Here is a 21,203-nt window from a genome sequence, read left to right on the forward strand (position 1 = left end):
ACGGCAGTTCAGGAGCCGACGTAAGCCGCGAGGTGTTCGCCCGTGAGGGTGGGGCGGGTGGCGACGAGGTCGGCGGGGGTGCCCTCGAAGACGATCCGGCCGCCGTCGTGGCCGGCGCCGGGGCCCAGGTCGATGATCCAGTCGGCGTGCGCCATGACCGCCTGGTGGTGCTCGACCACGATGACCGACTTGCCGGAGTCCACAAGGCGGTCGAGCAGACCCAGCAGATGCTCGACATCGGCGAGGTGGAGACCGGCGGTCGGCTCGTCGAGGATGTAGACGCCGCCCTTCTCCGCCATGTGCGTGGCCAGCTTGAGCCGTTGCCGCTCGCCGCCGGACAGCGTGGTGAGCGGCTGGCCGAGGGTGAGGTAGCCGAGCCCGACGTCGGCGAGCCGCTCAAGGATCTTGTGCGCGGCGGGCGTACGCGCCTCGCCCACGCCGAAGAACTCCTCGGCCTCGGCCACCGACATCGCGAGCACCTCGCTGATGTCGCGGCCGCCGAGGTGGTAGTCCAGGACCGATGCCTCGAACCGCTTGCCCTCGCACTCCTCGCAGGTGGTGGCGACCCCGGCCATCATCGCCAGGTCGGTGTAGATGACTCCGGCGCCGTTGCACGTGGGGCAGGCGCCCTCGGAGTTGGCGCTGAACAGCGCCGGCTTCACGCCGTTGGCCTTCGCGAACGCCTTGCGGATCGGGTCGAGCAGTCCGGTGTACGTCGCCGGGTTGCTCCGCCGCGAGCCGCGGATTGAGCTCTGGTCGACCGACACCACGCCCTCGCCCGCGGGGATCGACCCGTGCACGAGCGAGCTCTTGCCGGAACCGGCGACGCCCGTGACGACGGTCAGCACCCCGAGCGGGATGTCGACATCGACGTCGCGCAGGTTGTGCGTCGCCGCGCCGCGGATCTCCAGCGTGCCGGTCGACTTCCGCACTGTGTCCTTGACGGCGGCCCGGTCATCGAAATGGCGGCCGGTGACGGTACCGCCGGTCCGCAGCCCCTCGACGGTGCCCTCGAAGCAGACCGTGCCGCCCGCCGTACCGGCGCCCGGACCGAGGTCGACGATGTGGTCGGCGATCGCGATCGTCTCCGGCTTGTGCTCCACGACGAGCACCGTGTTGCCCTTGTCCCGCAGCCGCAGCAGCAGGCCGTTCATCCGCTGGATGTCATGGGGGTGCAGGCCGATGGTGGGCTCGTCGAAGACGTACGTCACATCGGTGAGCGCGGAGCCGAGGTGGCGGATCATCTTGACGCGCTGCGCCTCGCCGCCAGACAGCGTGCCCGACGGCCGGTCGAGCGAGAGGTAGCCGAGGCCGATCTCCACGAACGAGTCGAGGCTCTGCTGGAGCGCGGTGAGCAGCGGCGCCACCGACGGCTCGTCGAGACCGCGGACCCACTCGGCCAGGTCGTTGATCTGCATCGCGCAGGCGTCGGCGATTCCGACCTTCTTGATCTTCGAGGACCGGGCCCCCTCGTTGAGCCTGGTTCCGTCGCACTCGGGGCAGGTGGTGAAGGTGACCGCCCGGTCCACGAACTCCCGGATGTGCGGCTGCATGCCCTCCCGGTCCTTGGCGAGCATCGACTTCTGGATCCGCGGGACCAGCCCCTCGTACGTCATGTTGATGCCCGCGATCTTCATCCGGGTCGGCTCGTGGTGGAGGAAGTCGTGCAGTTCCCTCTTGGTGTACTTGCGGATCGGCTTGTCCGGGTCGAAGAAACCCGACTCGCTGTAGAGCCGTGAGTTCCAGCCGCCTCCGGTGTAGCCGGGGACGGTGATCGCGCCCTCGGAGAGTGACTTGGAGTCGTCGTAGAGCTGGCTGAGATCCAGATCGGTGACCGTGCCCCGGCCTTCGCAGCGCGGGCACATGCCGCCGGTGATGCTGAAGCTGCGGCGCTCCTTCACGGTCCGTCCGCCGCGCTCCATGGTGACCGCCCCGGCTCCGCTGATCGAGGCGACGTTGAAGGAGAAGGCCTTGGGCGAGCCGATGTGCGGCTTCCCGAGCCGGCTGAAGAGGATGCGCAGCATCGCGTTGGCGTCGGTGACGGTGCCGACCGTGGAGCGGGGGTCGGCGCCCAACCGCTGCTGGTCGACGGTGATCACGGTGGTCAGCCCGTCGAGTACGTCGACCTCGGGGCGCGCCAGCGTCGGCATGAAGCCCTGCACGAAGGCGCTGTACGTCTCGTTGATCATCCGCTGCGACTCGGCGGCGATCGTGCTGAACACCAGGGAGCTCTTGCCCGAGCCGGAGACGCCGGTGAACACCGTCAGGCGGCGCTTGGGGATCTCGACGCTGACGTCCTTGAGGTTGTTCACGCGCGCGCCGTGCACACGGATCAGGCCGTGGCTGTCGGCAACGTGCGGCGCAGGCGACTGCGGGTCCTTCTTCGCGGCCATGATCTTGGGTTCTCCATCTGTAGCAGGGCCGCCTTCGCGGTCCCCTTCGGTGTCGCCTGGCTCGATCCCGGCCGGCTTCGAGCAGTACGTCTGGTCTCTCTACGCCCCGGCCACACGGGCGCGGGGTCGGTACTCACCGGTCCTGGAGCAGCCCGGCGTACACCGCCTTGGCCGCGGCCAGGTCGGACACGGGATGCAGCACGGTCTTGATTCCCTGGGTGGAAGAGCCGGTCATGATCACTCCTGAGGTCGTGGGTCACATCGCGGGGCCGACCGTGATGTCCATGGCCGTCACGCTAGCCGCGGCCCGGTGACCGCGCTTCTCGATTCCTGATCGGTTCGGTCCCCGCCGCCCTGACCGGGGACGCCGAGCCGAAAAAGCAATGAGGATTTGCGAGCTACTTGCCGTCAACTGAGCGTGCTGGCCTGGGGGTTATGTGGCCGATAGGCGCGGCAACTGTCGTCAGATTCGTAACGTGCTTGGCATGGTCCTCGCTTTTTGCAAGCAAGTTGTCGCCAACTCCGAAGATCGCTGATGTCCAGGAAAGGAGTGCCGATTGCCTGGGATCATGACTGATTCACAGGGTACGACCCTGCCATGTGGTCCCGTGGGATCCGGCTCGCTGTGGTCTCACCGGTGCACGTGGCAGGACCTGCTCGTGCCGGTCTCGCTGGATGAGGGGCGGGGCAGCCTCGACCTCTCCGATGGCTGGGTGGACCGGTGGACGGCGATGTGGAGGTACGCGGGGGACGAGGTGACGGGCCCTGTGCGGAACCTCGGGCAAGCCCCGGTGGTGCACCGCGGGGCGATGCGGGGCTTCACCTGGAGGCGCGAGCAGCGGCATCGGCCCGGCCTGGAGACCCTGCTTGCGACGGGACGGCGGCACGGGTTCGAGAGTCTCGAAGAGGACCAGTTGCTGGTGGCACTGGACTTCGCTGGCGAGTTGGTCGAGGTGCTGTCGCAGCCGTTGATTATCCGGTTCCGTACGGCCGTGAAGTGGCGCAGGCACACCCCGGACTTCCTCGCGATCACGAGGGCTGGGGTGTGGTTGATCGATGTCCGGCCCAAGCCACTGATCGAGCCGGAGGACGTGGAGAGCTTCGCGGCGGCAGCGGAGGTCGCCTTGGCCTGCGGCTGGCATTACGCGGTGGCGGCACAGTGGCGGCCGCACGTGCGGTCCACCCTCGGTGTCCTCTACGCGCGGCGTCGCCCGGTCCGTGACGTGCTCGGTGTGCTGCCCGGACTCCTCGCGGACGCTGAAGAGAGGTTGACCTTCGGCGAGTTGACGATGAAACAGCCGTACTGGCCGGTGGCCCGCTCTCTGGTGCTGCACCTGCTGTGGCACCGGCGGCTCGGGGTGGATCTGTCCCAGCCGCTGACGGATCGGTCCCTGGTACTCCTGGTGGGTGGTGCCTCATGAGTGGGCCGGTATCGCTGGATCTCTCGCCCGGAGCGGGCATCGTCTTGGACGACGTGGAGTGGCGGGTGGAGCGGCAGGAGCCGCATCTGGGCCGGGTCCAGATGGTGCGGGCGGACGGCGTCCGCCAGCGGGTGACCCTCCGCTTTCTAGTCAACCACCCCCGGTGCCGCCCGTCGTCCTGCCCAGCTGCGGAGGGCGCCAGCAGGGGACGGCAGCCGGCCGCATGGAGCGATGTGAGACCGGACAAGCGCCCGCTGGTGGAACAGCGCCTCGCGCACCTCATGGAGGTGGAATGCGGATTCCGCAGCGGTGACCCGTTGCGTCCCGCGCCGGGTGAGCCGCGCCCCGAGTACGACCCCGAGCGCACGACGCTGACCGCGCGGCGGGCGGCGAAAGCCGCCGAACTGGCAGCCCTGCGGCCTGAGGAGGCCAAGCTGCTGCTGGGCCTCGCGCATGTGGGAACACGCACGCTGGAGAGGTGGGAACGCCGCCGCAGGAAGTACGGCATGGTCGGATGCGCCGATCACCGGTGGCTGCGGCAGAGCGGAGGCCATCCCAGTATCGGCGAGGAAGTCCGCGAGGCGATCCTGGCGGTGAGGGAGGAGACGCGTGGACACCGCTCCAGGGTGACCGGCCGGACCCGCGAGATCATGATCCGCCGCTACCTCCGGGAGACCTTCCCGGACGCGGAGATCAAAGTCCCCAGTTACGACACGCTCCTGCGGGTCTGGCGGGAGTGGTTCGGGCCGGGCGGGAGCCGGCAGCGCTACGACCGGTCGGCCGACCTGCCCAGTAAGCACGGTCATGTGCTGGTGACCCGACCGGGCCAGGTTGTCGCACTGGACACCACGATCTTGCCGGTGAAGGTCCGCGAGGACGTCTTCGGTGAGCCGGTCTCCGTCCATCTGACGCTGGCCCTTGACGTCTACACCCACTCGATCTGCGCTTTCCGGCTCACGCTGGTGTCTGACTCCTCGGTGGACGTGGCGATGGTGCTGCGGGACGTCATGCTTCCCCTGCCGATGCGAGCGGAGTGGGGCGAGGAGATGGAGTGGCCCTATCCGGGCCTGCCGGCCGCGGTTGTCGCCGAGTTCGCCGGGCACAAGGTGGCGGCCCTGCCGTTCTTCGCCCCGGAGACCGTCACCACCGACCATGGCTCGGTCTACCGCAACCACCATCTCGTGGAAGTCCAGGAAGCGATGGGCTGCCGGATTCTGCCCAGCCGCGTATTGCGTCCCCAGGACAAGCAGACCGTGGAACGCACATTCGGCAGCAGCCGGTCGCTGCTGTTCGAGCAGCTGCCCGGATATACCGGCGTCGATGTCGGCGACCGCGGGGCCGACCCGGAAGGCGACGCGGTGCTGACCATCGGCGCGATGGAGCGGCTCATCGCGAAGTGGGTCGTGAAGGCGTGGCAGAACCGCAGGCTGGGAGAGTTCGCCCCGAGCTGGGATCCCGGTGGCGGCCACAGCCCCAACAGCCTGTTCGCGGCCTCCTTCGCCCAGGAGGGCTTCGCGATGGACATCCCGTCGCCGGAGTCCTACTACCAGTTCCTGCCCCGGCACCACCTGAAGCGGATCCACCGGCAGGGCGTGAAGATCAAGGGGCTTTGGTACGACGCCGAGGTACTGCACGACGGTGACAAGCACTCCCGGCGGGGCGGGAAATACAAGCAGCAGTGGGTCGTTCACCGCGAACCTCGCGACCGGCGGATGGTGTTCTTCCAGGACCCCGATTCGCACGCGTGGCACACGCTGCGGTGGACCGGCCTGCCGCCCGAGGGCGACTTCCCTCCCTTCGGGGACACCCGTGTCGAAGAACTCCTCACCCGGGTACGCGACGCCGGGCTCAAGCCCCGCTCCGACGCCGAACTCGTCCCGGTCCTCCTGGAGATGATCGGGGCTGTTGACCCGGTCAGCGGGTGGCCGTCTCAGATGACCAAAGCCGAGCGTATCCGGCACTCCCGGGAGATCACGCAGGCCCGTGCTGCGGCCGCCGACCGTCCCCAGGCTCCTCAGGAAGCGCATGGCGAGGGACACACGCAAGCGGAAGGTGCCCCGGCAGTAGTGCTGTCCTGGCCGGAACGAGCCCAGGAGGCCGCCCGAACCCTGGATGCCCACCGTCGACAGCGACGCGAGGAGGTCGTGTCCTCGCCTCCGTCCGATCCCATTCCCCTGGGCACGGGCCGCCGCAGCCGCAATCTGCTCGTCCTGGCGGATGACGACATCGGCGACGAGGCCCGACACCCCCGGAACCCCGGCCCGCAGACGGCAGCGGAGGAGTGAGATGAGCGATCACAGCACGGCGGTCCAGGCGGACGGTCCCGTCCCGTTCCTGCGGTTCGGTCCCCGGCCGGACAGGACGACGTTTGATGGCTGGCAGGAATTCCGCACAACCCGGGGCCTGTTCGTGCCGGTCAAGAAGATCACCCTGGCCGAGTACCGGCTGATGAGCCCGCGCAAGAAGTCCCTCCACGACCTGCACCGCGCCGCCACCCATGTCAACATGCGGCTGCAGGAAACACCGATGAGCGCGGCGGTCACCGACCTGATGCGCTCGCGCATCCAGAACAACGCCATGAGATTCAACCCCGGCACACTCGACGGTCTCATGATCAACGGAGGCGGCTATCAGGGGAAGACGGAGACCGCCTGCCTGACCGCTGCAGAGTTCGAGGACGACTGGCGCGAGCTCTTCCGCCAGCACCACCCAGCTCCGGCCCCGGGCACCCGGGACCTGTTCGCGCCCGTCGCCTACTGCCAGACGCCGGTGAAGGCCACTCCGCTGGGCCTGTGCGAAGCGATCCTCGACTTCTATGGTGCTCCCTACGGCAAGAACCTGCGGGGCTCGATCCGCAACGTCCGGGCATCGATCAAAGCGCACGCCACCACCGCCCTGCTGATCGACGACATCACCCGGCTCAAGATGCACCGAGAGGACGACCAGGACACCCTCGATCTGATCCGCGGCCTGATGGATCTCGACGTCACGCTCGTCCTCATAGGCGTGAACATCCCCCGCTCAGGACTGCTGCGGGAAGGTTGGCACGACCCCCGGACCAAACAGTGGGTCTACGCGCCGCTGACGAAAGGCAAGAGCTATAACCCCGACGCCTCCACCCAGACCGAGCGCCGCTTCGACCTGGTGAACCTCGACCCGTTCAACTACTCCACCGCAGCCGGCATGGAGGCGTTCGTTGCGCACCTCGTCGGTATGGAGAACCAAATCCGCCTCTTCGGCGCGGGCCGCGGCACCCTGTCCACGGGCGAGATGCCCGAATACCTCTTCCGCCGCACCCACGGGATCGTCGGACTCCTCAAACGGCTCGTCGAAGACGGCTTGGTCAAGGCGATGGAAAGCGGCGCCGAAGACCTCACCACGGATCTGCTCGACGAAATCACTATCAACCTCGGCAATGTGCCCGGGCAGCACAACATCCGAGACGCCGCGTCGGGAGAGATTCCCGACGTCGATCCCGCACCAACGCCCGCGCTGAAGAATCGGCAGAAGAGAGCCCGCAACACCGTCTACGACGACCCCGGCATCCCTCCGGCGGCACAAGCATGACCCTTCGACCACTCCCGCGAAGCCTCGACCCGTTGGACGACGAGTCTCTTATCGGCTTCATCCTCCGGCTGGCCAGCCACACCGGCAGTACCCCCATTGCCATCGCCAGGCGGATGGGACTCACTCCGCGCTACATGGGAAGGATGAGCATCCTCACGAAACACCTGATCAGCCTTCCGCCCGGCCAACTCGCGGACGCTGCCCACGCCGCACGCCTGTCCGAGACCGAAATGCAGGGGTTGCTCCTGGCACCTCTCGGGGAACGCTACGGTCCTCTCGCCGAGGACTACCTCAGGCGGCCGCATTCCCGGAACTCGTACCTTCGCCCCTGGACATACACAAGGCATTCCCAGTTCTGCAGGTCCTGCCTCCTGGAGGACAAGACTGACCTCGGGATGATACTCGGCGGATCCTGGAAAAGGCGCTGGCATCTTCCAGTCGTCTTCGCCTGTGTCCGACATCGGCAGTTACTCAAGGATTCCTGCCCTCACTGCCATACCCCCATACACGCAGCCCGGTTGGGGCGGTTCCTAGAGAATGCCAATACACCGGATTTACACCCGCTGCAGTGCCGCGCGTTCCCGCGTTGGAACCCAGAAGAGCGCGGCATGCCATTCTGCGGCGCCTATGTCACAGGCAGGTCGGCAAGCTCCATATCCAGCAATCTGCAGACTCGTGATGCCGTCCTCAACTTGCAGTCGACTTTCGACAACCTGCTGTCGGTGAACGGGCCGGACTTCACGGAAAGCTGCGGCACGACCGTGTCAACCGCCCAGTACTTCAACGACGTCCGCATGATGGCAACACTCGTCCTCGCCTCATGGCCGCATGCCCGGCGCTACACTGCCACTCCCGCACTGGCTATGGCACTTACCGGAGCCCTGGGGCTGCTACAGCACGACGACCAGCGCACTCGTGTGCAGACAACCCGCTATCGAAGAGCCAACCAAGCCCTATACCTCGCGCCGCCCCAAGCGCCACGCGTCAGAGCCGCCCTTCTCGGGACGGCCGTGAAAATCCTCGCGGTGTCAGAACGCACTCAACTATCCAACGAGGTCTGGCACATGCAGCGGCGCGCCAGGGACCTACACCCGGAACTCCCGCAGAAGATCGGCCGTCAGCCCGGGATCTCACCCGCCCTCATGAGCATCTTCTATGTCACCTAACCCACACACCCATGCAAGCACGACAGTTGTCCCGCAAATACGACAACTACCCCGCCACTTCTCAAGCAATCACCGGTCCGAGTGACCGCATCCCCAGGAGTGGATCGAACGCAAGATCACGGCGCTGCGGCCCGGCAGCACGGACCCCTCGCCCGTACTGGAACGTTCGAGCGAAGACTCGCCCCCGCGTCACCGTTACGCATGACCGGCCCGGCCGGTTGCCCGAGCACCTGTCCGTACGGATGCCACCGGAGGCGCTCCCATGCGAACCCAGCCCAACATCATCGGTGTTCACCTCTTGTTCGAACAGGTCGGCCAGGTACTCCTCCAACAGCGGTCGCCCTCAGCCGGGTTCGCCCCCAACGAATGGCACCTTCCGGCCGGGCATCTGGAAGCGGAGTCGGCCATGGAGTGCGCCGTGCGGGAGTCCGGCGAGGAGCTCGGCGTGGACATCGATCCGCAGGATCTCCGCCTCGTCCACGTTCTGCACTACCGCGGCGTCGGCACCCCGCGCATGCAGCTGTTCTTCCGTGTTCTCGCCTACCGGGGCACCCCGAGGATCTGCGAGCCCGACCGCTGCACCGCGTTGGGCTGGCATCCGTACGCGGCACTGCCCGCCCCGCTGGTCGACTACACCGCCGTCGCACTCACCGCCATCGCGGCCAACCGCCCGTACACCGCGATGGGTTGGGGCGCGTGATGGCCACGAAACCCGAGCCCGCGGCCCCGTTGCCGCCGCCCCCGCCCGCCGAGATCTCGTACGAGGGGAGCCACGCCAAGAATCCCCTCAGCGAGACGTCCTTCGCCGAGCTGTGCTCCCGGCTGCCCTCGGTGCTCCAGCACACCGCCCGCATGGCGTGGGACATCGACCGCGGGGCCGTGCTCCTGATCCTGTTCTGCCAGCTCCTCACCGGTGCAGCCGCCGCCGTCCTGTTGGCTTTCACCGCGCAGGCCATGCAGCCCGTCCTGCGGGGCGGGGCCGCCTCGGAGCGGCTCCACGCGGCCCTCCCCTTCCTGCTGGTCATCGCCGCCGCGACCGCTGTCGCCCGGATCGCCACTGCACTGTCGTCCTACGCGGACGGATTGATCACCCCGCCGCTGACCACCGAGGCGGACACCGCTCTGGTGGCGGCCATCTGCAAGGTCGAGGCAGCCGCGCACTCGCGCGATGGGTTCGCCGACCGGCAGGAGGCGGCGGAGATGGGCGTGGTCCGTACGCACACGATGGTGCAGGACGCGACGCGCTTCCTGTCCGCCCTGGTCCGGATGGTCACCGCGAGCGGCGTGCTGTCCGTCCTGCATCCGCTGATGCTGCCGTTGATCGTCCTGGCCGTGGTTCCCGCCGGTGTCGGCGCGGTACTGTCCGCGCGCGTCACCTACGAGACGCACTACGCCAACATCGGTGACCGCACCGTGCGCCACATGATGCGCTGGTGGTCCACCACCGCGAAGTACACCGACGAGGTCCGGGCGAACGGGATGACCGGCTACCTCCTGTACTGGTACCGGGCCCTGTCCGAGCGGATCGACCGGCGCACCCTGCGCGACGCGCCCCGGATGCTGCGCATCGTCCTGGCGGGCTCGGCGATCGGCGGCGTCTTCCTCGCCGGCACCTGGGCCGCGCTCGCCTGGCTCGCCGTCACCGGACGCGTGGAGCTCGCCATCGCGGCGACGGCGGTCATCGCCGTACAGACGTCCCTCGCCGCGCTCTCCCAGCTCGTGATCTACGGCGCGGCGATGTTCCACACCAGCCTCTACCTCGCCGACATGCGCTCCTTCCTCGACCTGGCGGATCAACTCGCGCCCAGGCGCGGTGAGTTGAGGGTGCCGGAGCAGGTGCGCGAGATCCGGCTCGACGAGGTCGTCCACCGGTACCCGGGCCAGGACACCCCGGCGGTCGACCATGTATCGCTCACTTTGCGACGCGGCGAGATCGTGGCCGTCGTCGGCGAGAACGGCTGCGGCAAGTCGACCCTGATGCGCCTGGTCACCGGCATCCTGCTGCCCGACAAGGGCACGGTCACCTGGGACGGAGCCGACCTCGCCGAGGCCGACCCGCACGGCGTCTGGGCGCGTACCGGCCTGGTGCCCCAGAACTTCGCCCAATGGCCCCTGCGGGTACGCGAGAACGTGACGCTCGGCCAGCCCCGCACCCCGGACGACGCGCTCGTGTGGGAGGCCCTCGACGCGGTCGGCATGCGCACCCCGGTCGAGGACCTGCGCCACGGCCTGGACACCCTCCTTGCCCGTGAACTCTTCGGCGGCGTGGAGCTGTCCGGCGGCCAGTTCCAGCGCGTGGCCTGCTCGCGGGCCCTGTACCGGAGCCCGGCCCTGCTGGTGATGGACGAGCCGACGTCCCAGATGGATGTACGGGGCGAACGCGACATGTTCGATGCGATCAGGGCCGTCGCGGCCGACCGGATCACGGTCATGGTCACCCACAACCTGGAGAACACGAAGGTCGCCGACCGGATCGTCGTCATGGAGCGCGGCCGGATCATCGAGCAGGGCCCGTACGACGAACTCGCCCACGGCGGCGGGCTGTTCGCGGAGCTGCTCGCCATCTCGAAGGACCGCTGACGCGGGCCCGGCGGGTGCCGTCCTGCCGCGCCGCGCCCGCCGCTCGCTCCCCATATCTACGGCGTTTGACATGCCATCGCCATGGAGACCATGATTCCACTAGTTGACTAGTGGAATTTGGAAAGGGGAGGGCGCATGCCGCACATGGCCACTTCCGGGGCGGCGGCCGGTGGGCGGTGGGCCCTGGAGGCGCGAGGTCTTGGCAAGAAGTACCGGCGGGGGTGGGCGCTGCAGGACTGTTCCTTCCGGATTCCGGCCGGTCGCGTCTGCGGCCTGGTGGGGCCCAACGGGGCCGGAAAGAGCACCCTGCTGGGGCTCGCCACCCGGCTCGTCGAGCCGACCCGTGGCGAGCTGAGGATCTTCGGGGTGCCGGTCGGCGAGCCCGCCGCCATGCCGCGGTACGCGCATCTCGGCCAGGACAAGCCGCTGTTCAAGCGGTTCACGGTGGCCGAGACCCTGCGGCTCGGCCAGGAACTCAACCCCGGGTGGGACCAGGCCGCGGCCGAGCGGATCGTCCGGGCCGGACAGGTGCCGCTGGACGCCCGGGTGGGGAGCCTCTCGGGCGGCCAGCGCACCCGCGTCGCCTTCGCGCTCGCCTTCGGGAAGCGGCCCGAACTGCTGCTCCTGGACGAGCCGATGGCCGACCTCGATCCGCTCGCCCGCGACGAGATGGGCTCGCTGCTCATGTCCGAGGTGGCCGAGCGGGGCACCACGGTGCTGATGTCCTCACACATGCTCGGCGAGCTTGAGCACATGTGCGACTACCTCCTCGTGCTGGCCAACGGTCACGTCCGTATGGCCGGTGAGACGGACGAGCTGGTGCCGATGCACACCCTGGTCACCGGGGTGACCACGGACGAGGGGCTGCCGGCCTCGCTGTCCGCGCACACCGTGATCGATGTCCGTACCGCCGGGCGGCAGTTCACCGCCCTGGTCCGGCACGACGGGCCGCTCGACCCCGACTGGCAGCGCGCCGAACCCAGCATGGAGGAAGTACTGCTCGGCTACCTCCGCCACCCCGAGGCCCCCGCGCTGCTCTCCCCCACCGCGGGCCCCGACCACCGAGAGGAGTACGTGGCATGAGCACCCTCACCAGCACCCCCGTCCAGCAGGAGACCGCCAAGCCCCGGCGGTTGCGCGGACTCGCCTGGCTGATGGTGCGTCAGCACCGGTCGGCGCTGCTCGCCTGCGCGGCGGCGACCGTGCTCGGCGCGGCCTGGATCGTCTACCAGCGCTGGGCCATGCTGGACACCCTGCACAGCGCGGGCTGGCCCGGCAAACCCACCGACGTCCTCAACGACGCCATGCTCCAGCACATCAGCAGAACCTTCAACGACGCCGCCGGCTACCTGTCCTGCCTGCCGCTGCTGTTCGGTGTGTTCCTCGGCGCCCCCCTCATCTCCTCCGACCAGGAACACGGCACCGCCCAACTGGTCACCACCCAGTCCGTTCCCCGACTGCGCTGGCTCCTGTGGAAGCTGGTCTTCGCCCTGGTCCTCGTCGTGGTGACGACCGGGATCCTCGGCGCGCTGTTCACCTGGTGGTGGCGGGCCGCCGTCCCCGTCGTATCCAGCAACTGGCTCGACGGGTCGATCTTCGACACCACCGGCCCCGTGCTGACCACGCTGACGCTGTTCACCACGTCCCTCGGCATCGTCATCGGCACGCTGATCCGGCGAGCGGTCACCGCCATGGCCCTCACCTTCTTCGGCTCGGTCGCCTTCCTCGGCGTGGTCGACTACCTCACGCCCCATCTCGGCACCCCGCGCCGGATCGCCTTCCCGCTCGACAGCGAACACCCGGCGGGCCTCACCAACGCGGTCCAGGTCGACCAGTGGGTCGGCACCGCCTCGGACAAGCTCTACGGGTGGAGCACCTGCGTGAGCGACGACGCCCCCGAGGCCTGCCGCGCCAGGCTCGGCATCGTCAACTCGGTCTGGGACTACTTCGGTTACGACCAGATGAGCACCCTGCAGTGGACCACGGCCGGCCTGCTGCTCGCCGGGAGCGCGGCCCTGGTCGCGCTGGTCTGGTGGCGGACCCGGCGCCACCCTCTGTAGGCCGTACGACGATGGACAACGGCATACGCTGGGGCGCCCCCAGCAACAACCAGGGCAGAAATGGAAGGAGGCGGGTGCGGTGGTCGTGTTCCGCATAGAGCGACGCAGCGGCGTGCCCGCGTACCGCCAGATCGTCCATCAGGTCGAACAGGCCCTGCGCATGGGGGCGTTGGCCGAGGGCGACCGGCTGCCCACGGCGGCGCAGGTCGCCGCCGACACCAAGGTCAACCCCAACACCACGCTGAAGGCGTACCGGGAGCTGGAGCGGTCCGGTCTGGTCGAGGTCCGCCAGGGCGCGGGCACCTTCATCACCCGCTCCCTGGCCACCCCGCAGACCGCAGCCGAGTCGCCGCTGCGGTCCCGGCTCAGCGACTGGATGCGCGAGGCGAGAGCGGAAGGCCTGACGGAACAGGACATCAGCACCCTGTTCGACACGACCCTGGCCGAGACCTTCGCGGTCGGCGGGGCTCCTGAACGGCTTTAGTTCTGGGCCTCGCGAGGCCGAAGCGCCATACGGCCCTCTGATCGCCTCTCAGCCCGCCGAAGGTCCGGGCATACCGGGAGAGTCTCGTTCGGCGCTCCACGGTGCCATTCTGCGGGTCGCTTTTCTGGTCGTCTCTCCGAAATTCTCCATATAGGAGATTTGTTCGAGCAGTCGGCAGTTGGTCGCGAGACCACTGGCCCGTCGTCCATTCTCTGACTAAAGTCAGAGAATGGACGACGACGCGGAGCAGATCGAGCAGGTGCGGCGGTTCAACCGCACCGTCACGGAACGCGTGGGTGTGCTGCACGACCGCTACCTGGGCCGCGACCGGCCCATCGGCGAGGCCCGCCTCGTCTGGGAGATCGGCGAGCAGGGCCAGGACGTACGGCGGTTGCGCGAGCGGCTCGGGCTCGACTCCGGGTACCTCAGTCGTCTGCTGCGCTCCTTGGAGAGCGACGGCTTGGTGACGGTGGAGCCGCAGCCCGAGGACCGCCGGGTGCGCACCGTCCGGCTCACCGAAGCGGGCCGCGCGGAGCGCGCGGTGCTCGACGGCCGCAGCGACGAGCTGGCCGGAGCCCTGCTGGAGCCGCTCAACACGGCCCAGCGCGGCCGGCTGGTCGCCGCCATGGCCGAGGTCGACCACCTGCTGACCGCCGCCACGGTCACCCTGGACGCCGTCGCCCCGGACTGCCCCGACGCCCAGCACTGCCTGCTGGCGTACTTCACCGAACTCCAGGAACGCTTCGACACCGGCTTCGACCCCGCGCGGAGCCTGCTGCCCGACGCGAGCGAACTTCGGCCGCCGCGCGGTCTGTTCCTGGTGGCCCGGATGCACGGGGAGCCGATCGGCTGCGCCGGTCTGAAGCTGCCGCCCGGCGCCCCGGCCGAGATCAAACGCATGTGGGTCGCGCCCCAAGCCCGGGGCCTCGGCCTCGGCCGCCGGTTCCTCACCGAGCTGGAGGCACGAGCCGCCCAGCACGGCCGCGACGTACTGCGCCTGGACACCAACAAGGCGCTCGGCGCCGCGATCGGGCTGTACCACTCGTTCGGGTTCCAGGAGGTCCCCGCCTTCAACGACGAGCCCTACGCCCACCACTGGTTCGAGAAACACATCACCACGTCGACTACAGAATGAGGGTTTCCCGGCGGGCGGAACCCTCACGCTCAGCTTGAGACTCAGGAACGCAGCACGGTGCGGTTGTGGTGTTGCAGCAGCAGCGTCAGCGCGAGGACGTCCTCCTGTCCCAGCCGATCGATGATGCACCGGGCCAGTTGCTCGACGCTCTCCCATGCCTTCGGGTCCCCCGTGGCATCCGCCACCGCGGGCTTCGATTCGGCGGCCGGGGTCATAACGCCGTTATGGGTGGGGGCGGTTTCCGCGCCCGAATCGGCGCCCGAATCGGCTCCGGCGTCTGACGGTACGTCTACTACGCCCGCCGATCCCCGGCCCCGAGTCATAACGGCGTTATGGGGTACGGGGTCCTGACGGCGGCGGACCTTCTTCTGCTGCTTGCGTTCATCGGCTTCGCGCGCCCGGCGGTCTGCCGCCTCCTGCTGCTCCTCGGGAGCGAGACGGGCGAGACCGCGTACGTGCTCGATCTTGCGTTTGCCGCTTTCGAGGTCGGCTTGCAGTGCCGGGGTGAGCGCGAGAAGGGACAGCTTCTGGGAGATGTTCGGCTGGCTCAGGCCGAGGCGTTTGGCCGCCTTGCCCTGCGAGCCGTAGAAGTCGACCAGCTTCTTCAGCGCGGTGGCGTACTCCAGGTCCGAGAGGCTCTCCTTCTGGGCGTTGGCGACGAACGCGGCTTCCAGGAGGGCTTCGTCGGTCGCCGCGAAGCTGTCGTCGAAGGTGACCTTGATGTCCGTGAAGTTGGCCTCCTGCGCGGCGGCCAGCCGACGGTGACCATCTACGACGACGTACTCGGCACCGGCCTTGAGCTCGCCCTGCCGCCCGGGCCGGCCTTCCAGGTAGGCCGCGACCGACGCCACCGTGATGGCCTGCACCTGTCCGACCTCGGCCAGGCTGGAGGCGAGACCGCTGAGGTCTCCGAGCGTCTCGCGGGGGTTGTCCGGGTTCTCGCTGATCAGCTCGACCGGCAGCACGGGAGCGTGCTGCGGCGGATTCGTGCCGGTGACATTGGCGATGAGCTGGCCCCGCAGACTGGTCGCCCGGGCCGCGTTGCTGAATGACGTGGAGGGTCCGACTCGGGCGGCGGCGCTCTGACGACTGTTCACAGGCTTTCCTTGGCGATGGCCCGCATGACGTTCGCTTGGGGGCAGTCGGGTGCGTAGGACAGGAGGGGTACTTTGCCGCGTACCGCTTCGCGCTGTTCCTTGAGGCGGTCGATCACGGCGATGACGGGAGGGTGCCCCTCCCCCAGTTCGAGCCATGACCTCATGGACGAGGTGATGATGTATCCGTCGCGCGGGTCGTAGGCGTTGACGACGAGGCCGAGGTAGTCGACCTCGATGCGCCAGTCGTGTTTTCCGGATTCGATCTGGTCGATGAGCATGGCGTAGGCGTCGGCGGAGGAGTCCTCGGCGAGGACGACGATGACCGTGCCGGAGACGCCGGGGGCCTCGCCGTCCCGTCGGCGGCCGTAGTAGATCGCGGCGTCCATCCCCACGCCGAGGCTGGGCGGGCAGTCGACGACGATGACGTCGTAGTCCGATTCCAGCGGCTCAAGGGCGCGTTCGAGGGTCGCCTGCCGGTTGCGGGCCGAGACGATCATGATGTCCAGGAGGAAGGAGTCCGGGCAGGCGGGCAGGACGTCCAGGCGGCCGCCGAAGCGGGGCTCCTTGACGGTGACGACCAGGTCCTTGATCGTTCCGTTGGTGGCCTGCCCGGACATGTGCTTGGCCAGGCTGTCCCCATCGGCGGGGAGGTGCTGAAGGCCGAGCTGCTTGGTCAGGTGCCCTTGGGGGTCGTAGTCGACAAGCAGCACGCGAAGGCCCATGCCGGTGGCTTGTCGGGCCTCCGCGAGCGCGCCCAGGTTCTCGCGGGGAACTCCTGCGGCAGCGGCGGCTTTGATGATTCCGCTCTCGACGCCGACGACGGCCGAGGGGTCTTCGGCGTAGGCCTCGGCGATCCCGGCGGCGACAGCGGTCTTGCCGACACCGCCCTTCTGGTTGCACACGATCTTGCGCCGGGGGATGCCGGTGACGGGTCGGTGCTTGGGGGAAGGGTGTTCACGCAGCCACAGCGCGATCGACTGCGCGAGCCCCTGGACGAAAGGAATGCGGGCCCGGTCGTGGCAGGTGGCCTTCAGCGCGTCCCACTGGCCGGGCAGCAGCCAGGTCGAGAAGGTCGCGGCTCCGGAGGTGTCCACGGCCGGGAGCTTCTCGTCCGTCGCCCGCCACAGTTCGATGCCTTCGGCGGTGGCGTCCTGGATGTCCACGCCGAGTTCGGCGGCGCGGATCTTCAAGTCCTGGCGGAGCCAGGCGGGCAGTTTGGAGACAACTTTCTCTCTGTCTCCGACGGGCTTTGAAGTAACCATGGCGTCAGCATACTAACTTCCGGTTCCTTGGGTATGACCTGCCATCACATGCTCCTTCCATCGCCCGAATTGACCGGCCGGGACCGGATGCCGGGCCGGAGCACGAGGGCGGACGGCCGTGCTCCGCCGCGCCCCAACCCCGCCTGGGCCCACCGGCTCAGCGGCCGCCGGGGTGCCTGCGAGGTGCCGCTCTCCCCCACCACCCACATCAGGAAGGGCCGATACGGGTCCCCCGATGCGGGGCGGATACGTCTCCGGAACCGTCCAGAAGGGCACCAGATGGGGCACCAGAAGGGTGCTTGCCAGTCGCCACTTGTCCCCCGCCGTCACGCCTTGACGACGGAGATGAGCGCCGTCTTCGTTCGTACGGAGCGCAGCTCGGGTGCCGAATCCGGCGGCCTCGCATGCCGATTGCTCGGCGTATCGCTCGCTCACTTCCGAAGCTTCGGCTCCACCGAAGGGGCTCCTGGCTCCCGCTCCGGCTGCACGGGGCGCACAGAACGAGGACAGAACTGGGCTCGCCCGCTCTCGCTTTGGGCGTGAAACGCCTCCGTGGAGACCTCTGCGCGCTGCGTTGGCCGAGCTTGAGTGAGCGAGAGTTGGAGGATTTCGGCGCGAGTCTCAGTGCGAGTTTCGGCGCAAGTTGCTCCCGTAACGGCGTCGCCACACGGCTCTCCGGCGTCGCGGAACCGCGCCTACGACGCCGCCAGACACCAATCTTTCGACGTGATTTCCCGGCTTCAGACAGACAGCGGACACGTTCCTGCCGTCCCCGTGAGCCCCGAGCCGGCGTACGGAACTCCCTCATTGCAAGGTGTTTCTGGTTCGGGGAAACGCTCAGTTCTGCGGCGTCACGCGGGCTTCGCGTCGACTGACGGTGCGGTCTCACCGAGCGCCGCCGCCGCTGTTCTTCCATCGCAGATCCGCACTCACATCATGCTTGACCTACGAATATAACGATAGATGTTGCCTGGTCGGTCCTCATGAGTGTTTGACTGCAAGTTGCTGTAACCATTGCGATAGTTGGCGGCATTGACGTACCGATACATGTCACAATTCTTGTAGCGTCTCATGTAGCGATGCATGTACTTATGCTTGTAGTGACGCATGCATGGATATGTGTAGGGGTATCTATAGCTTCACATGTTCCGTCTCCTGTATGCATCTCAAGCTCGTTGAGTATCACGAACAGTGCAACGCTGTATGTTGCCCTATAACTAGCTGTCTGTCTTACTGCCTTGCTAGTCATCTAACGGACGAACCCGCTAACGAACCCTCTAACGGACTGACGAGCTAACGAGCTTGCTTGCTAGCTGACTAGCTTGCTGACTTACTGACCCTCTGTCGGACGAACGATCGTGCTGTCTGTCTAGCTGACGTACGAGCTTGCTAGCTGACGCGCGAACCATCTTGCGTACGAACTGACGGACCATCGTGCGCGCTGTCTAGCTTGCTTACGCGCTTACGTACGTACTGACCCGCTTGCTTGCGAACGCGCGAACGCGCGAACCGTCGATCTATCCATCTCGCTTACGAACTGACGAGGTGACCCGCGTACTGTCGGTCTGACGAGCTTTCCCTCGTGCAACCTCGGCCGCTCGCGTATCGTCGGTCGGACAGTCAGGCGGACCGACCTGCTGTCTCGGTGACGGTGCGTCAGTTGTCCCGCCTTGCGCGCGGTTCAGCGCGTCGCCTCACGGAGGGGCGGGAGATCCTGTTATCGTCACCCTCAATGATCCCGTGTCACTAGATCGCAGGCCGCACTCCGATAGGGGACAGGTGGGAAGTAAAGGGACGTAGACGGCCCTTCCCTCCCTCCGCTGCCGTTCCAGGAGTGGCTTGCTGACCTGGTGTCAGGGGACGAATAGACCTGATATCACAGCCGAGAGGCAGAGAGGCGGTAGTCGCGATGAAGGTCATCGCCGTCGCAACCCAGAAGGGAGGGGTCGGCAAGACCAGCACTACCGTGAATCTCGGGGCGAGCCTGGCCCTCGCCGGCGCGCGCGTACTGGTTGTGGACCTGGACCCACAGGCTCAGGCCGGTACTGCCCTCGGAGTGAACCTGTCCGACGGGGAGCAGCTCGCCCGCTCGCTCGGCTGGGTGTTGCAGGGCCGACTGCAAGGCATGCCGCTGGATCTTCCCAGCGCCTGGTACGACCGCAGTGAGCTCCTCTCCGAGTGGGAGGACGCGGGCACCCTGCATCTTCTGGCGAGCGAGGAATCGACGATGACGTCCGTTCAGGACATCATCCACCGCAAGGGCTACCACGCGACGCCGATCGTGCGCCGCATGCTGCTTGAGGTGACCGACCTCTTCGACTTCGTCGTGATCGACACTCCGCCTGCGGTCTCCTCGCTGTCGGCCACCGCGCTGGCCGCCGCCGACTACGTCGTGACCGTCTGCGTCCCGGAGTACCCGGCCCTCAAGGGAGCGGCCGCCACCCGGGGGACGGTCGCCTATGTCAAGGACCGCACCGGCGGCGAGTGCGATCCGCAGTACCTGGGCGCCGTACTGAACCGTTCGAACCCGCCGTCGAAGTGGAAGGCCCAGGAGGTCAACATCCGCAACGGCATGCTCGATGCGGATCTGAAGCCGTTCCTCACGGACATCCGCAGCGACAACCGGATCTCCGATTCCTTCGCCTACGGCGTCCCGGCCGCGATCCGCTTTGCCAGCCACGCGCCCGGCAAGCTGTACGGACAGTTGATGACCCAGATCCTGGAGCGCATGCAGCAGCCGGCGCAGAAGTGGGAGACGCCCGAGCTGATCTCGCTGGAGGACTCCGTTGAGTAACTCCGACGACACCACGCAGCCCGTACCCCGGGCAGGGGCCAGGCCGAAGAAGAAGGCTCCCAACCACTTCAAGGCCGTCGGCAGCTCCTTGGTGGCGGGGCTGCTGGCGGGGGCCGACCAGGTCGCCGAACGTTCGTTCCTCGGTGGGGCCAACCTCGACTCGGACGCCGCCGCCCCGGCGGTGCAGGCGCCGCCGAAGCCGGGAAGATCCGTACCGTCGCAGGCCGCCAGTGCGGCCCCGCCCGCCGCGCCCGCGCCCTCGGCGCCGCCGATGTCCTACACCTCGGCGGATCCAGACGCCGACGCCGGGGACGACGCACGAGACGATGCCGGAGCCGATGCCGCCGGGGGAGGGGCCGCGAAGGCCCCTGCCGTCCGCCGTGCCGTGCCCGACGACGTACGGCCGTCCGCCCGCGCAGTCCGGACGCCGTCAACTGCTCCCGCACCGATGGCCGTTGAGCCGCATGCAGTGGTTCGTGAGGATGCCACGGCGGCCGTTCCGGCGAAGAAGGCGGTGGTCCGTGAGGACGCCCCCGCGCCGGTGCGGCAGGATCCGGCCCCTGTCGATGAGGAGGCGTCCTCGCCGCGTCGCCGGTCGCGTGCCGGCGGGAAGCCCTGGGCCCATACCGCAGTGCACGAGAGCTTCGCCGCCGCGAAGATCCGCTCGGAGGGCTGGACCAGTTTCGGATTCCGGATCGACCCGGAGGTGCTGGCCGACCTGAAGGAACGTATCAAGACCGATCGCCGGACGTCCGGGATGGCCCTGCTCAGCCAGGGGCACTACCTCGATGCCGCGCTGCGGCACATCCCGGACGGAGTCGACGCCCAGATCACGATGGCGCAGGCCTTCCTCGACGAGCGCATGGGTGTGGTAGAGGCGGGGCGGCAGTCGACGTTCCGGGTGGGTCCGGAGGCCTACGCTCTGGTCTCCAGCCTCAACCAGGGGCTCCAGGAAGCGGATTACGGACGCCGGGGTCTGTACGTCGTCTCCGCCGCCTTGGAACTACTGATGCAAGGGTTGGATGCCGAGGGGGAGTTGCTGCGGCCGGAGCGGCGGACCAAGGTTCGACGCCTGGCTGCGTCGTAGCGGAACAGCAGAACAGCGGAACCTGCCGTGTCTGCGGCAGTGGGGGGGGGGGGGGGGGGGGGGGGGGGGGGGGGGGGGGGGGGGGGGGGGGGGGGGGGGGGGGCCGGGCCCGCGCCCCACGCGGGACAGCGCAAAAAAGAAAAAAAATAACACTAAA

General features: G+C 68.0%; 15 protein-coding genes. 12 read left to right on the plus strand and 3 right to left on the minus strand.

Annotated elements, in window-relative coordinates; all coding sequences use genetic code 11:
* Window positions 1-8: 8 nt before the first annotated feature.
* A complete protein-coding gene (locus ACIBK6_RS37435) occupies window positions 9-2,393 on the minus strand; it encodes an ATP-binding cassette domain-containing protein (protein WP_399057125.1) in 2,385 nt (794 codons plus the stop codon).
* Window positions 2,394-2,962: 569 nt separating this feature from the next.
* Between ACIBK6_RS37435 and ACIBK6_RS37440 the strand changes: the two genes are divergently transcribed.
* From ACIBK6_RS37440 to ACIBK6_RS37485, 10 genes are all read left to right on the plus strand, one after another.
* A complete protein-coding gene (locus ACIBK6_RS37440; RefSeq protein ID WP_399057126.1) occupies window positions 2,963-3,814 on the plus strand; it encodes a TnsA-like heteromeric transposase endonuclease subunit in 852 nt (283 codons plus the stop codon).
* Window positions 3,811-6,099 (plus strand): transposase, encoded by a 2,289-nt coding sequence (locus tag ACIBK6_RS37445; protein ID WP_399057128.1) that lies wholly within the window; start codon window positions 3,811-3,813, stop codon window positions 6,097-6,099. Before ACIBK6_RS37440 ends, ACIBK6_RS37445 begins: the two co-directional genes overlap by 4 nt.
* 124 nt (window positions 6,100-6,223) lie before the next feature.
* Entirely contained in the window at window positions 6,224-7,381 is a 1,158-nt protein-coding gene (locus tag ACIBK6_RS37450) for a hypothetical protein (protein ID WP_399057130.1), read from the plus strand.
* Between the two features lie 32 nt (window positions 7,382-7,413).
* A complete protein-coding gene (locus tag ACIBK6_RS37455) occupies window positions 7,414-8,547 on the plus strand; it encodes a TniQ family protein (protein ID WP_399057132.1) in 1,134 nt (377 codons plus the stop codon).
* Between the two features lie 262 nt (window positions 8,548-8,809).
* Window positions 8,810-9,247, plus strand: a complete 438-nt coding sequence (locus tag ACIBK6_RS37460) for an NUDIX domain-containing protein (RefSeq protein WP_399057134.1) — start codon at window positions 8,810-8,812, stop codon at window positions 9,245-9,247.
* Window positions 9,247-11,127, plus strand: a complete 1,881-nt coding sequence (locus ACIBK6_RS37465; protein WP_399057136.1) for an ATP-binding cassette domain-containing protein — start codon at window positions 9,247-9,249, stop codon at window positions 11,125-11,127. The genes ACIBK6_RS37460 and ACIBK6_RS37465 overlap by 1 nt, the downstream gene beginning before the upstream one ends.
* Window positions 11,128-11,262: 135 nt before the next feature.
* Window positions 11,263-12,210, plus strand: a complete 948-nt coding sequence (locus tag ACIBK6_RS37470) for an ABC transporter ATP-binding protein (RefSeq protein WP_399057138.1) — start codon at window positions 11,263-11,265, stop codon at window positions 12,208-12,210.
* Entirely contained in the window at window positions 12,207-13,187 is a 981-nt protein-coding gene (locus tag ACIBK6_RS37475) for an ABC transporter permease subunit (protein ID WP_399057140.1), read from the plus strand. The genes ACIBK6_RS37470 and ACIBK6_RS37475 overlap by 4 nt, the downstream gene beginning before the upstream one ends.
* Before the next feature lie 79 nt (window positions 13,188-13,266).
* On the plus strand, window positions 13,267-13,671 hold the full coding sequence (locus tag ACIBK6_RS37480) for a GntR family transcriptional regulator (RefSeq protein WP_399057142.1): 405 nt from the start codon (window positions 13,267-13,269) through the stop codon (window positions 13,669-13,671).
* Between the two features lie 229 nt (window positions 13,672-13,900).
* Entirely contained in the window at window positions 13,901-14,806 is a 906-nt protein-coding gene (locus tag ACIBK6_RS37485) for a GNAT family N-acetyltransferase (RefSeq protein WP_399057144.1), read from the plus strand.
* A gap of 41 nt (window positions 14,807-14,847) precedes the next feature.
* Here the strand turns inward: ACIBK6_RS37485 and ACIBK6_RS37490 are convergent, their stop codons facing one another.
* Window positions 14,848-15,903, minus strand: a complete 1,056-nt coding sequence (locus tag ACIBK6_RS37490; protein ID WP_399057146.1) for a ParB/RepB/Spo0J family partition protein — start codon at window positions 15,901-15,903, stop codon at window positions 14,848-14,850.
* Window positions 15,900-17,165 carry a ParA family protein gene (locus ACIBK6_RS37495; RefSeq protein ID WP_399057148.1) on the minus strand — a complete coding sequence of 422 codons (1,266 nt, stop codon included), beginning with the start codon at window positions 17,163-17,165 and terminating at the stop codon, window positions 15,900-15,902. Before ACIBK6_RS37495 ends, ACIBK6_RS37490 begins: the two co-directional genes overlap by 4 nt.
* 1,909 nt (window positions 17,166-19,074) lie before the next feature.
* Between ACIBK6_RS37495 and ACIBK6_RS37500 the strand changes: the two genes are divergently transcribed.
* On the plus strand, window positions 19,075-19,959 hold the full coding sequence (locus tag ACIBK6_RS37500; protein ID WP_399057150.1) for a ParA family protein: 885 nt from the start codon (window positions 19,075-19,077) through the stop codon (window positions 19,957-19,959).
* Window positions 19,952-21,046 (plus strand): hypothetical protein, encoded by a 1,095-nt coding sequence (locus tag ACIBK6_RS37505; RefSeq protein ID WP_399057152.1) that lies wholly within the window; start codon window positions 19,952-19,954, stop codon window positions 21,044-21,046. The genes ACIBK6_RS37500 and ACIBK6_RS37505 overlap by 8 nt, the downstream gene beginning before the upstream one ends.
* Window positions 21,047-21,203: the final 157 nt, after the last annotated feature.

Source organism: Streptomyces sp. NPDC050485 (genome assembly GCF_044458185.1).
Taxonomy (GTDB): Bacteria; Actinomycetota; Actinomycetes; order Streptomycetales; family Streptomycetaceae; genus Streptomyces.